Genomic DNA, 12454 nt, shown 5'->3' with positions numbered 1-12454 from the left:
GACCGCCGCTCGAGAGGCGGACATGAACTTGCGACGGCAAGAAGGTCGTATTCTTCTTTCGTTTCACTGGATTGTGCCGCCAGTTGCGGAAAAGATGAAAGCCATCCGAGAACTAGGCGGGTAGATCGCGGTTACTACTTCGCCATCAGCGACGAACGGCAACGGGATCGCCAGGGTGAGTTCAACATCCTGATCAATCCAGCTCCCGATTGTGCTGCGGTCGGTTGCCGCGATGACACTCACGATGGCCTGGCCCTGACGGAAGCGAAGCGCCTTGATGACCTCTTCAGCAACCTGTGGCCGAACGGCGAGGAAGAGTACGTCCGAGGCGTCAACGACGGCCTGGTTGTCATTTGCAATCTGAACTAACGAGAGATGGGCAGCGAGACGGGCGGCGGTTTCGGCGCTTCTTGGCGAAACAATGACTTGGGATAGTTCCAACTTCGAGCCGAGGAATCCCGTCACCATCGCTTCGGTGATCGCACCGGTTCCAACGAAACCAAATTTCATACGCGAATCCAGATCACTGTGCCGCCTGAAGCGACCCTAGTGTGACGTCCGTCGTGTAGTTTTCCCGCATGAAGTTTATGAAGTTGTCCTGGAACTGGCGCGTGTGGGCGTGGGCCAGTTCATCCGCCCGCTCTACATCTTTCGCCTTGATGGCCTCGAGCATCAGCTGATGCTCGTCGGTCAGCAGATAGCCTTCATGCGTCCGCTCCAGATACTCGAAATGCAGGTGCAGCATGCGCTGCCCCTGGTTCAGCAGCCGCTCATAGAATGACGCCAGGAATGGGTTCTTGCCTGCATGGGCGACTGCCATATGAAATTGTTTGTTGGCCTCGGACATCTGGAGATGATTGCCAGTCCGAACGGCGGCTTCAAACTCCTTCTGACGCCGCGCGATAATCTTGAGATCGGCATCGGTACGCAATGCGGCTGCCAGGCGCGTGTTCATGCGTTGCGCGAGATCCAGAGCCTCCACATACTTTGGGAAGGTGGCGATCTCAATTGGCGCAACGATCGTGCTCCGGTTTGAGAGCGTGACGACGAGGTCTTCGCCAGACAGGCGGATCAACGCCTCCCTGACAGGGGAGCGGGACATGTCGAACCGCTCTGCAAGGGTCGTCTCATCAAGAAGCTGCCCCGGCTGCAGAGCCAGGGAAAGAATTTCGTTCCGGAGCGTCTCGTAGACGCTCTTCCAGCCAGTTCCCCTGGCTCGCCTCACTTCCAGATCAGACACTTAGGTCCCTTTCGCTACCTGAGGGAACACATAGGGCCACACGCCGCCTACCGGCAATGTAATTTTTCCGCTTGACTTTGTCGACACGTAGACGACATAAATTCTATTGTCGACACGTAGACGACACAAAAAAGAACAAGAGCGGCTCCAAGCCGACGAGTGGAACCACGCGCATTGCGCTTGAAAAAAGGGAATGACGATGCTTTCGAAAATGCTTTCGCCCGTCATGCGGGCGCTGTCTGCGCTTGCCTTGCTTACAGGTGTTGCAACGACTTCAGCTTTCGCCCAGACCGGCGGCAGCTATTGGCAGGGCGTCCAGAAGGCGGGTGTGCTGCGCTGTGGTGCGGCGGTCGCTCCACCTTACGTGATGCGCGATCCAGCCACCGGGGAATACTCGGGCTTCTTCGCCGATCTCTGCCGCGGATTTGCCGATGCCCTGAAGGTGAAGCCGGAATTCGTTGACACGACCTGGGACAACATTGTCGCTGGCCTTCAGGCCGGGAAATGGGATCTTTCGCTGGCGCTTAACCGGACGCCTGCGCGTGCCATGGCCGTGCAGTTCTCCATTCCGGCAATGGAGTACCAGATCTCGCTAGCCTACAACAAAGAAAACCCGAAGATACCGGCGGGTGCTGCTTCCGTCGCTGACATCGACAAGGAGGGAGTGACGCTTGCCGTGATGTCCGGGACTGCGCAGGACAAGGCGATCTCGGCCGCGGTGAAGAATGCGACGATCCTGCGCCTGCCAGGCAACGACGAGACCCGTCTGGCTGTCGTTTCGAGGCGCGCCGATATCCTGGTGGATGCATCAGACACCAACCAGCTTTTCACTCAATCCAATCCTGACTGGGCGGTTGCGATGAACCCGACGCCGGCGCTGGCAAAGCAAGGCGTAGCCTTCGGCTTGCCTCATCAGCTGACTGCAGCGGACGTTGAGGTCGTCAACATCTTCCTCGAGGAGAAGGTCGCCACAGGCGAAGTCGACGCGCTGATCCGCAAGGCCGTCGATGAAGTGCTCAAAGGAGCCCAGTAAACCAGGTTGGGCCGGGCATTGATCCGGCCCGGCCCTTTCCGCTTCTGACTTTCGCTCTCAGGATTGGTCAATGACAGCTCCCATCACTCCACCGCTTGTGAGAATGCAGAGCCTTCACAAAAGCTACGGGCCTGCGATGCAAGTCCTCAAAGGACTCGATATCGAAATGCAGCCCGGCGAGCGGTTGGTCGTGATCGGGCCGAGCGGCGGCGGCAAGAGCACGCTGCTCCGCGTCATGATGGGTCTGGAGAAAATCGACCGCGGATCGATCACGTTCGGCGGCAAGCCTTACATTTCGTCGGATGGCCTCGACAAGAAGACAAACATCGACACCGAAGTGCGCCGGTCCATCGGCATGGTGTTCCAGCACTACACGCTGTTTCCGCATCTGAACGTCGTGGAAAACCTGATCTTGGCGCCCTGCAAGGTTCGCAAAGAGCGGAAGTCGGACGCTACGGAGCGGGCCGTGGGCCTACTCACCCGGTTTGGACTGGCCGCGAAGGCAAAGGCTTATCCAGCACAGCTTTCCGGCGGCCAGAAGCAGCGCGTGGCGATCGCCCGCGCGCTGATGCTCGATCCGAAGTTGATGCTCTTCGACGAAGTGACTTCGGCTCTCGATCCGGAACTCGTTGCCGAGGTGGAGCAAGTCATCCTTCAGCTTGCAGCGCAGAAAATGCCGATGATGATCGTCACCCACGACATGTGGTTCGCGAAGAACATCGCCTCGCGTGTGATTTTCTGTGCCGGTGGCGTCGTTGTCGAAGACGGCCCGCCAGAGCAGGTGCTCGGCTCTCCAAAGGAAGAGCGAACCAGGGATTTCATCGACCGCGTCTTCCACATCCGGCAGTAGGGGACGGAGATGAACTATTCGTTCGATTTCCAGTCTATTTCCTTCGCTCCCCTGTGGGAGGGGCTGATGGTCACCCTCGAACTCACCGCTGCGGCAAACATCATAGGCATCGTCGGCGGCTTCCTGCTGGCTTTGCTGATCATGAGCCCCATTGCCGTGATCCGGCTGCCGGCGATGCTGTTCGTCGAGTTCTTCCGATGCACCCCTGCCATCGTGCAGATCGTCTGGTTCTTCTACTGCGTGCCGATGCTGTTCAATGTCTTCCTCGGGTCAATGACGATGGGCATCCTGGCGCTTGGTTTCAACCTTATGGCGTTCAACGCCGAGGCCTACCGCGCTTCCATTCAGGCCGTGTTTCGGGAGCAGATCGACGCCGGAATCGCTCTGGGTCTCAACCCGTTCCAGCGAATTCTCTACATCGTGCTGCCGACGGCCTTCCGCGCGTCGATACCGGTGCTGCTGACGAATGGGATCGGTATTTTCCAGCAGAGCGCTTTGGTCGCCATCGTAGCCGTTCAGGACCTAATGTATCAGGGCAAGACGCTTGCCACCGAGACATACAGGCCTATCGAAACTTTCACGGTGGTCGCACTCATCTATTTCGCCGTCTCTTTCCCGGTGACGCAGATCGTTGGCTATCTCGAGCGCCGACGCCAGCTTCTGATGAGCTGAGGAAGGTATCATGGCTCTGGATTTTTCCATCATTCTTCGGTTTCAGGATGCGCTGCTTCTTGGTCTTTGGATGACGCTCAAGCTTACGCTGATCTGCGTGATCCTGGGCTGCACACTCGGCTTTCTAGTGGGCCTCGCCCGCACATCGCGAAGCGTAATGCTGCGGACTATCTCCGGCGTTTACGTCGACTTCTTCCGGGGCACACCGGTCCTGATCCAGCTCTTCTGGATATTCTTCTGCCTGCCGCTGATCCTTGGGATAGAACTGTCCAACCTGGCGTCTGGCGTGATCGCCCTGACGCTCTACATGGGTGCGATCACCAGCGAGACTTTCAGGGCCTCGTTGAAATCCGTGGGTCCCGAGCAGCTGGACGCCTGTATCGCACTCGGCCTGCCGCGCCGCATTCAGGTCACGAACGTGATACTTCCTCAGGCTGTTCTGCGCGCCATTCCGACGCTTCTGTCGAACTGCGTCAGCCTCTTCAAGGAAAGCGCTCTGGTGTCCGCTGTCGGCATGGCCGACCTGATGTTTGTCGGCCAGAACATTTCGAACAACACCGCACAGCCCGTCGAAGTCCTCACCATCGTCGCGCTGATCTACTTCATCATCGCATTCCCGCTCACGCGTGCGGTCTCGCTGATCGAACGCCGCATCCTCGCGAAACTCGCGATATGACGCCAACCGAATTCTGCAAATGGAGACTTCCCATGAAACTTAAAGGCGTGATGCCTGCTCTCGTCACCCCGTTCGATGCGGGCGGCAAGGTCGATTTCCCGGCGTTCGAGAAGCACATGCTGAGCCTGCGAGCGGCAGGCGTGACCGGCTGGGTGCCCTGCGGTTCGACCGGGGAATATTTCTCGATGTCCAACCAGGAGCGGGAAGACGTGCTGAGGTTCGTCAAGGATTTCGCTAGTGAGGATGAAGTGCTCATTGCGGGCACCAACGCGCCGGCGACCCGCGAAGTGATCGAAAACACGGCGCGCGCCAAGGAAATCGGATACGATATCGTGTTGCTGGCGACGCCGTTCTATACTCGCCCGACGCAGGACGAATTGCTGAAACACTATCGCGCCGTGCTCGATGCCGTGGACGTCAGCCTCGTTCTCTACAACTATCCTCCCAAGGACGGGGTCGAGATTTCCTTCGAGCTGATGGATGCACTAGCCGACCATCCACGCGTGATCGGCATCAAGGAAAGCTCGGGCGTTCTGCAGCGCGCCGTCGACATTTACTCCCGTTACAAGGGACGCATCGACCTTATTTCCGGATCGGACGATATTGCGCTCGACTTCATGTTCTGGGGCGCCGACTGCTGGATATGCGGCCCGGCGAATTGCATGGCCAAGGCCTGCTGCGATCTGGACCGCACGTTCCGGTCCGGTGAACTCGACAGAGCGCGTGAGCAGATGGCTGTTCTCTACCGGGCGATGAACATCCTGGAGAGCGGCAAGTTCGTGCAGAAGATCAAGTATGGCTGCGAACTCCAGGGCACGCCGGTCGGCGAGTGCCGTGCCCCGCTTGGGCCTCTGACAAACGAGGAAAAGGCCGAGTTCAAGGCGGCAATGGCGCCGGTCCTGAGCCGGTAACCGGAAGGGTTCCCGGAATATCCCGCTGTACACCCGCTGCGAGGGCATGTCGTGTCTCATATCGCCGTGATCGGGGCCGGCATTGTCGGCGTTGCCACAGCTTTCGAATTGCAGCGGCGCGGATTCGCCGTCGTCCTGATCGACAGGGACGCGCCGGGCAAGGGCGCGTCCTATGGCAACATGGCCAGCATTGCGGTCACCGAGTTCATGCCCGCGTCCCGGACATCGGTCTGGGCGCAAATGCCGAAATGGCTGCTCGATCCCGAGGGTCCGGTGCGGATCCGGCCCTCCTACCTGCCGAGGCTCACTCCCTGGTTCCTTCGTTTCCTCGAAGCGAGCCGACCGTCTCGCGTAAAAGCGCTCGAGGCCGCAGGTGCGGTTCTCTGCCGGCGGGTATACGAAGATCTCGACCCCCTGCTGAAAGCCGCTGGGCTCTCCGGCCTGCTCAGCACGGAGGGATGCCTCAGCCTCTATGCCGACGAAGCCGAGTTCAAGGCGGACCGGGAGCATATAGAGGTTCTCGAGCGTTTCGGGTTCCGGCACGACATCCTTGCAGGCGAGGCCATTCGCGATCTGGAGCCGGCGCTCACCACGAAGATTGGTCGTGCCGTTCTTTTTCCGGACAACCGTTCGGTCGCCGACCCCTACCGCTTGGTCGTAGCGCTGGCCGAGAAATTCCAGGCGCTTGGAGGAAAGGTCGAAACGGGTGAGGTCGTCGGCTTCGAGGAAGGCAATGGCAGCGTCACCGCAGTCCGGCTGAAGGACGGCCGGCGCATGGCCGCAGCCACGACCGTGCTTTGCGCCGGGGCCTATACCGGAAGGCTCTCACGCCTCCTCGGCGAACCGATTCCGCTGGAAACCGAGCGCGGCTACCACACCCAGATCATGTCTCCGGGTGTGTCGATGCGCCACTCCATCATTTGGCCGGCGCGGGCTTTCATGGCCACACCGACCGCGGGAGGCATTCGGGTCGGCGGAACCGTGGAGATGGCAGGTCTCGATGCGCCCCCGGATTTTCGGCGGGCAAAGGTGCTGGTGAAGCGCGCGAAGGAAGCGCTCCCCGACCTTCGCGCGGATGATGCCTCCGAATGGATGGGACACCGCCCGGCAATGCCGGATACCGTTCCCGTTATCGGACCGTCGGCGAAGCGCCGAGGTGTCCTTTACGCCACCGGTCACGGCCATCTGGGACTGACCTATGCGGCGACCACCGCGCGCCTGATCGGGGATCTCGTCGCAGGCGTAGAGCCACCCATCGATCTCAAGCCGTACCGTGTGAACCGCTTCTGACAAACGATGCGGTGAAACGAAGAACAGGAGCCGAAATGCGCAGCGAACTCTATATCGACGGCAGGTGGGTTTCACCGATCAAAGGCGGAACCTTCGACGTCATCAACCCCGCCACTGAGGATGTGATTCACAAGCTGCCCGCCGCCACCGCCGAAGACGTCGACGCAGCCGTTGCGGCGGCGCGCCGGGCTTTCGACAAGGATGGCTGGCCGAAGCTCTCCGGAGCGCAACGAGCCACCTATCTTCGGGCGATCGCTGGCGGAATCCGAGCCAGGCAACAGGAAATCGCACGTCTGGAGGTCATCGACAACGGCAAGCCTTTACCGGAGGCCGAATGGGACATCGCGGATGCGGCTGGCTGCTTCGACTATTATGCGGGGCTCGCCGACCAGCGAGACAACGATCCGGGAGAGGCGATCGAGCTGTCGGATGCGCGCTTCACATCCAGGGCCGTCAAGGAACCGATTGGCGTCGCCGGCGCGATCATCCCCTGGAACTATCCACTGCTGATGGCGGCATGGAAGGTCGCGCCGGCGCTGGCCGCCGGTTGCACCGTCGTGCTGAAGCCGGCCGAGCTGACCTCGCTGACAGCATTGGAACTTGCGGCCATCGCAGACGGAGCAAAGTTGCCGCCGGGCGTGCTGAACGTCGTTACAGGTTCCGGCTCGGTGGCGGGACAGGCAATCGTCGATCACAAGGGCGTCGCCAAGCTCGCCTTTACGGGATCCGGTCCTGTCGGCTCGAAGATCATGGCGGCCGCTGCCCGCGACATTAAACGCGTCAGCCTCGAGCTGGGCGGCAAGTCGCCCTTCGTGGTTTTCGACGATGCGGACATAGACGAGGCAGTCGAATGGATCATGTTCGGCATTTTCTGGAATCAGGGACAAGTCTGCTCGGCGACATCGCGCGTTCTCGTGCAGGATGGCATCTATGGGGAGCTCTTGCGGCGGGTTGTCGAGGAGACGCAGAAGATCACCATCGGCAATGGCGTTGAGGATGGAATCCTTCTTGGGCCTCTCGTTTCAAAGCGCCAATACGAACAGGTCCTCGGGGCAATTGAGGCGGCCAGATCGGCCGGCGCGACGGTCGCCTGCGGCGGGCGCCGTCCTGATGGTTTCGAGAGGGGTTACTTTCTCGAGCCGACTGTCCTGACTGACGTGCCCCTGGACAGCGATGCCTGGCGCGAGGAGATTTTTGGCCCGGTCCTGTGCATCAGGCCTTTCTCTGACGAGAACGAAGCCATCGAGCTTGCAAATGAGTCCCGCTTCGGGCTTGCCGCCGCCGTCATGTCGAAGGATGACGTCAGGGCCGAGCGGGTAGCCGTCGCCTTCCGCGCCGGGATCGTCTGGATCAATTGCTCGCAGCCGACATTCACCGAAGCTCCATGGGGCGGCTACAAGGAGTCAGGCATTGGCCGCGAGCTGGGTTACTGGGGCCTGGAAAACTATCTCGAGACGAAACAGATCACCAAATTCGTGAGCGAGGAGCCGTGGGGCTGGTACCTGAAACCTTCAGAGGCGGCTCAATGAACTGGGCGCGCTCGATCGATCTCATTCAGGTTCATTGCCAGGGCGAGGTCGGCAAGGTGATCGTCGGTGGCGCGCCCGAAATCCCCGGCGCGACCATGCTCGACAAGATGAACCACATCAACACCATCGATGACAGCCTTCGCCGCTTCGTCACCTTCGAACCGCGCGCCAACGTTGCGATGTCCGTCAACCTGCTGATCGCACCTACGCGAGCGGACGCCGACGCGGGGTTTATCGTGCTGCAGGCCGACCGGGCGCATCCGATGTCGGGCAGCAACTGCGTCTGCGTGGTCACAGCCCTGCTGGAGAGTGGAAAAGTTGCGATGCGGGAGCCGGAAACGGTGATGAGGCTCGATACTCCGGCCGGGCTCATCATCGCGCGCGCGGCATGCCGCGGCGGCCGCTGCCTCTCGGTCAGTCTCGACAATGTACCCAGCTTTGCGGAGTTCCTGGACAAGATGGTCGACACGCCACGGTGGGGCCGCATCAAGGTCGATGTGGCATTTGGCGGCGTCTATTATGCGATTGTCGACGTCGAGCAGATCGAACTCGACATTGCGCCCGGGCATGCACGCGAGCTGGCGGAGGCGGGGATTGAACTGAAGTCGCTGCTCGCAGAACAGATCCAGGTGGAGCATCCGACGCTCTCAGGAATCGACGAGATCGCCTACGTCATGTTCAGGAAAAGGGAGCCGGACGGCGCAATCCGGACATGCACGACTTTGCGGCCGGGCAGAGTCGACCGCTCCCCCTGCGGCACGGGAAGCTCCGCCAACCTCGCTACGCTTCTCACCCGTGGGGAGATATCGGTGGGGGACCGACGTACGTCGCGCTCCATCATCGGCGGTGAATTTCTCGCGGAGGCTATTGGCGAAACCGAAGTGGGAGGACGAAGGGCGGTCCTGCCGAGAATCACGGGGAGCGGCTGGGTCTACGGAACGGAGCGGCTCAGGATCTCGGATGACGATCCGTTCGCACGCGGCTTCGCCCTGTCGGACAGTTGGGGCCCGCAGGTGGATCTGCTGGGTTAAGGAGGAGCAGGTCGACGGTCGGACGATTGCTGATCTCGAGAAGCTGGTGTCGTTCGGGGCATCGGCAACCTGAGGAAGTTGCCATCCTGGTTGCTTTCCGTGCATCGGATGAGGCCGCTTTCATGTGGGGATCGCTCGCCGATTTTACTGGCGCGCAGGCAATCGCATTGATCAGTCAGCGGCCGCTTTCTGTTGCCAAGTTGTCGTCTGTTTTGAAGACTGTACGTCTGCTCCTGGCGCCAACCGCGACCTCGAGCGTAGTCGCCGGCGATGTCTGCTTTCAGGCGGTGGCGAAGCTGACCTCAACGGCCGACATTGGGCGCGAAGCGGACGCTTCCTCAGCACTACATCTGCTTTTTCCAACCGCTCATCCGGGAAAACTCCCTCTGGGCCATCTGTCTGCGCTTATCAAGGTAGTCTGCCAAATCCTGCAAATGCACACCCTTGGCACATTTCTGACTTGTTTCTATTGGCATGAGCGGCAGGGCAATGTCGCCTGAACTGAGCTTGCGGAGAAATTTCGGGAGCGTCAGGTGCGAAAAGAAATCGCGACGGACCTCATCGAGCGGAATGATGGCCTTACCATTGTATTGTGCCATGAGCAGAAAAGCGGTGTTGAGTGACATTGATGGTTACGCTTTGAAAAACAGAATGAAATGAGTCACATATCATAGAGGCCGGCAATGTCAGTCCGTCCAATCTCAGCGTGGTTTAAAAACTGTAGATAAATGATTAAAAAATATCGAAAATTCGCCGTCGCGCCGATGATGGACTGGACGGATCGGCATTGCCGGTTCCTCCATCGCCAGCTGACGCGCCGGGCATTGCTCTACACCGAGATGGTCGTCGCCGACGCGGTCATCCACGGCGAGCGCGAGCGCTTGCTCGGCTTCGATGGTACGGAACATCCGGTCGCGTTGCAGCTCGGCGGCTCCGATCCGCAGAAGCTTGCCGAGGCGGCCCGCATCGGCGAAGCCTTCGGCTATGACGAGATCAACCTCAATGTCGGCTGCCCATCCGACCGCGTCCAGTCGGGTACGTTCGGCGCCTGCCTGATGAAAGCACCGGTTCTGGTCGCCGATTGCGTGGCGGCGATGAAAGCCTCTGTCGGCATCCCCGTCACCGTCAAATGCCGCATCGGCGTCGACGAGCACGATCCTGAGCCGGCGCTCGATGCGCTGGCGGACGGCGTTTTCGCGGCCGGCGCAGATGCGCTGTGGGTGCATGCCCGCAAAGCGTGGCTGGAAGGACTGAGCCCGAAGGAAAACCGCGACATCCCGCCGCTCGACTACAACAGGGTGTATCGGCTGAAGGCCAAAAATACGAACAAATTCATCGGCATCAACGGCGGCATTCAGTCGGTAGACGAAGCGCTTCGCCATCTTGATCATGTCGATGGTGCCATGCTTGGACGCAGCGCCTATCACACGCCGGGCATGCTGGCAGGCGTCGACGCCACTTTTTACGGTGACAAACCCAACCCGTTCGATTTTGCCGCGCTGATCGATGCCATGGCGGATTATGCGGCGCGCCATATTGAGCGGGGCGGGCGGCTTGGCCATGTCACCCGTCACATGGTCGGCCTGTTCCACGGTCTGCCCGGTGCGCGCCGTTACCGGCAGATCCTTTCGACCGATGCGACAAGGCCCGGCGCCGGACCGGATGTGCTGAAGGCGGCTTTCGCTGCAGTCGATTTTAGCGGGACGGACGCCGAAGCAGCCTGACTGTTCAGTCGAGCAAGATTATGCGTTCGCTTGCGTGTCTTCCGCGGTCTGTTCAGCAACCAGAGGACCGTCGATAGCTCGGGCAGACCTAGTCAAGCTAAGCAGAGCTCGCCCGCTCGGCGTCCTGCATTTCTTCTTTGATCGCGTGCGACATGGATCGAGTGCGCAGCGCATCGCGCTTCGGCGGCGCCTGGAATGTGCGGCGATATTGTGGGTGAATTGCGAGATGCTCTCGTAGCCCACCTCGAACCCGGCGCTGGTTGCCGAAAAACCTTTATCGAGCATGAGGCGGCGTGCGTCGATTAGGCGAAGGCGCTTCTGGTATTGTCCCGGCGTCAGCGACGTCATGTGCTTGAAGTGCTTGTGGAAGGCCGTGAGGCTCATTGCCGCTGCTGCCGCTAAACGCTCGACGGGAACACGCGATCGATACTCGGCTCTAAGAATCGCGATGGCCGCCGCGAGACGACTCGCGTGGCTGTCCGGATCCGCCAGCGACCGCAGGGCTGCGCCGTGCTGACCGGAGAGGAGCCAATAATGCAGCTCGTACATAATTCCGGGGCGCAGGAGCGACGTAGCATCCGGTCGGTCCAGCAAGTGCATCAGCCGCACTGCGCAATCTAGAATCGCGGCTTTGGTGTCCTCAACGAACAAGGTGCGTGTCTCTGACGGGCGCTGCGCACGCACGCTGCCCAACTGCGCCGCGACCTCGCGCAGGAGCGTCATCTCGAGCTCGACCGCGACGGCCAGATAAGGCTCGCGCTGGCTTGCCTGCACGATGCGTCCGGCGACCGGCATGTCCGCGCTCACGATCACGGACTGCCCGGCGGTGAAGACTTGCTGCTCCCTGCCCACGGTCATCAGCTTAGCGCCCTGCAGAACCAGACAAACCAGCGGCTGATAGACCGAATGCAAGTCGCGATGTGGTGACTCGACGCACATCATCCGCAGACCCGGCACTGGCGTCAGCGCCGGGCCATCTCGGTTTGCATGGCGGGCGGCATAGGTGTGAACGGCATGTTTGAGGACGTCCATGCAATGTCTCCTGCAGCGGCGCGATCCTGGCGATCCTGGCATGCGGGCGGACAAACATCACCTGGGCTGCAGGATCGAGCAAGTTGTGCGCATGCGTTGGCAAGCTGTCGACCGCATCGCCCGGTAGGAAATGTCCCAACCGAACAAGCCCGCTCGACAAGGAAGGGAATTCATATGTCTGGACAGAACGTGTCACCGAGACGAGCCGTGCTGGCGAATGTCGCCATGGCTCTTCGCGGGCGCATGATCTCCGTGACCGCGATGGCGCCGGGCGTTGTCGACGCCACCCTGTTCACTGACAGGAAGACGCCGGAGCAGATCGCCGGCTTCGCCGCGCACGCCACATCAGCGCATCGGCGAGCCTTCCGACATTGCCGACGCAATCGCGGCGCTCTGCAGCGGGGACGGTGCCTGGATCAACGGGCAGACGGTATTCGCAAACGGCGGGATCGTTTGACCCGATTGG

General features: G+C 60.6%; 13 protein-coding genes and 2 pseudogenes. 11 read left to right on the top strand and 4 right to left on the bottom strand.

The features are described 5' to 3' along the window. Positions 1-23 precede the first annotated feature (23 nt). A pseudogene (locus CIT31_RS24395) lies at positions 24-510 on the bottom strand (NAD(P)-binding domain-containing protein); the annotation flags it as partial. A gap of 13 nt (positions 511-523) precedes the next feature. Next, positions 524-1240, bottom strand: a complete 717-nt coding sequence (locus CIT31_RS24390) for a GntR family transcriptional regulator (RefSeq protein ID WP_095520702.1) — start codon at positions 1238-1240, stop codon at positions 524-526. 199 nt (positions 1241-1439) lie between these two features. Here CIT31_RS24390 and CIT31_RS24385 point away from each other — a divergent pair, with 199 nt between their 5' ends. The 9 genes and pseudogenes from CIT31_RS24385 to CIT31_RS35915 form a co-directional block, all read left to right on the top strand. After that, positions 1440-2273: a substrate-binding periplasmic protein gene (locus CIT31_RS24385; protein WP_095520792.1), complete on the top strand. Its 834-nt coding sequence runs from the start codon at positions 1440-1442 to the stop codon at positions 2271-2273. Between the two features lie 70 nt (positions 2274-2343). Next, a complete protein-coding gene (locus CIT31_RS24380; protein WP_095520701.1) occupies positions 2344-3123 on the top strand; it encodes an amino acid ABC transporter ATP-binding protein in 780 nt (259 codons plus the stop codon). Positions 3124-3132: 9 nt separating this feature from the next. Next, a complete protein-coding gene (locus CIT31_RS24375) occupies positions 3133-3795 on the top strand; it encodes an amino acid ABC transporter permease (RefSeq protein WP_095520700.1) in 663 nt (220 codons plus the stop codon). A gap of 10 nt (positions 3796-3805) precedes the next feature. Then, positions 3806-4471, top strand: a complete 666-nt coding sequence (locus CIT31_RS24370) for an amino acid ABC transporter permease (RefSeq protein ID WP_095520699.1) — start codon at positions 3806-3808, stop codon at positions 4469-4471. Positions 4472-4503: 32 nt separating this feature from the next. Beyond that, positions 4504-5382 carry a dihydrodipicolinate synthase family protein gene (locus tag CIT31_RS24365; protein ID WP_095520698.1) on the top strand — a complete coding sequence of 293 codons (879 nt, stop codon included), beginning with the start codon at positions 4504-4506 and terminating at the stop codon, positions 5380-5382. Positions 5383-5433: 51 nt separating this feature from the next. Next, the gene (locus CIT31_RS24360) at positions 5434-6672 is read left to right on the top strand and encodes an NAD(P)/FAD-dependent oxidoreductase (RefSeq protein ID WP_095520697.1); all 1239 of its coding nucleotides are present in this window, start codon (positions 5434-5436) and stop codon (positions 6670-6672) included. Positions 6673-6707: 35 nt separating this feature from the next. After that, complete coding sequence (locus tag CIT31_RS24355; RefSeq protein WP_095520696.1) at positions 6708-8201, top strand: aldehyde dehydrogenase family protein; 1494 nt, start codon at positions 6708-6710, stop codon at positions 8199-8201. Next, the gene (locus CIT31_RS24350; protein WP_095520695.1) at positions 8198-9232 is read left to right on the top strand and encodes a proline racemase family protein; all 1035 of its coding nucleotides are present in this window, start codon (positions 8198-8200) and stop codon (positions 9230-9232) included. Before CIT31_RS24355 ends, CIT31_RS24350 begins: the two co-directional genes overlap by 4 nt. 16 nt (positions 9233-9248) lie before the next feature. Next, positions 9249-9399, top strand: a pseudogene (locus tag CIT31_RS35915) (short-chain dehydrogenase); the annotation flags it as partial. Between the two features lie 177 nt (positions 9400-9576). Here CIT31_RS35915 and CIT31_RS24340 read toward each other — a convergent pair. After that, positions 9577-9858, bottom strand: a complete 282-nt coding sequence (locus tag CIT31_RS24340) for a pyocin activator PrtN family protein (RefSeq protein WP_095520694.1) — start codon at positions 9856-9858, stop codon at positions 9577-9579. A 102-nt stretch (positions 9859-9960) separates the two neighbouring features. On the opposite strand from CIT31_RS24340, the gene dusA reads away from it, so the two are divergent. Continuing rightward, on the top strand, positions 9961-10956 hold the full coding sequence (dusA, locus tag CIT31_RS24335) for a tRNA dihydrouridine(20/20a) synthase DusA (protein WP_206073407.1): 996 nt from the start codon (positions 9961-9963) through the stop codon (positions 10954-10956). Positions 10957-10974: 18 nt separating this feature from the next. Here dusA and CIT31_RS24330 read toward each other — a convergent pair whose 3' ends face one another. Continuing rightward, positions 10975-11988 carry an AraC family transcriptional regulator gene (locus CIT31_RS24330; protein WP_245316440.1) on the bottom strand — a complete coding sequence of 338 codons (1014 nt, stop codon included), beginning with the start codon at positions 11986-11988 and terminating at the stop codon, positions 10975-10977. Positions 11989-12262: 274 nt separating this feature from the next. Here CIT31_RS24330 and CIT31_RS35320 point away from each other — a divergent pair, with 274 nt between their 5' ends. Continuing rightward, a complete protein-coding gene (locus CIT31_RS35320) occupies positions 12263-12445 on the top strand; it encodes an SDR family oxidoreductase (protein WP_245316439.1) in 183 nt (60 codons plus the stop codon). Positions 12446-12454 lie beyond the last annotated feature (9 nt).

It is taken from the genome of Mesorhizobium wenxiniae, from assembly GCF_002284535.1.
In the GTDB taxonomy this organism is placed as follows: domain Bacteria; phylum Pseudomonadota; class Alphaproteobacteria; order Rhizobiales; family Rhizobiaceae; genus Mesorhizobium; species Mesorhizobium wenxiniae.
The sequence above is the reverse complement of the archived record's forward strand: the minus strand, read 5'-3'. Positions and strand labels throughout refer to the sequence as shown.

Bases quoted from the DNA above. Each gene is read 5' to 3' on its own strand.
- CIT31_RS24385 (WP_095520792.1), top strand. From the start codon at position 1,440: ATGCTTTCGAAAATGCTTTCGCCCGTCATGCGGGCGCTGTCTGCGCTT.
- CIT31_RS24380 (WP_095520701.1), top strand. From the start codon at position 2,344: ATGACAGCTCCCATCACTCCACCGCTTGTGAGAATGCAGAGCCTTCAC.
- CIT31_RS24375 (WP_095520700.1), top strand. From the start codon at position 3,133: ATGAACTATTCGTTCGATTTCCAGTCTATTTCCTTCGCTCCCCTGTGG.
- CIT31_RS24370 (WP_095520699.1), top strand. From the start codon at position 3,806: ATGGCTCTGGATTTTTCCATCATTCTTCGGTTTCAGGATGCGCTGCTT.
- CIT31_RS24365 (WP_095520698.1), top strand. From the start codon at position 4,504: ATGAAACTTAAAGGCGTGATGCCTGCTCTCGTCACCCCGTTCGATGCG.
- CIT31_RS24355 (WP_095520696.1), top strand. From the start codon at position 6,708: ATGCGCAGCGAACTCTATATCGACGGCAGGTGGGTTTCACCGATCAAA.
- CIT31_RS24350 (WP_095520695.1), top strand. From the start codon at position 8,198: ATGAACTGGGCGCGCTCGATCGATCTCATTCAGGTTCATTGCCAGGGC.
- CIT31_RS24340 (WP_095520694.1), bottom strand. From the start codon at position 9,858: ATGTCACTCAACACCGCTTTTCTGCTCATGGCACAATACAATGGTAAG.
- dusA (WP_206073407.1), top strand. From the start codon at position 9,961: ATGATTAAAAAATATCGAAAATTCGCCGTCGCGCCGATGATGGACTGG.
- CIT31_RS24330 (WP_245316440.1), bottom strand. From the start codon at position 11,988: ATGGACGTCCTCAAACATGCCGTTCACACCTATGCCGCCCGCCATGCA.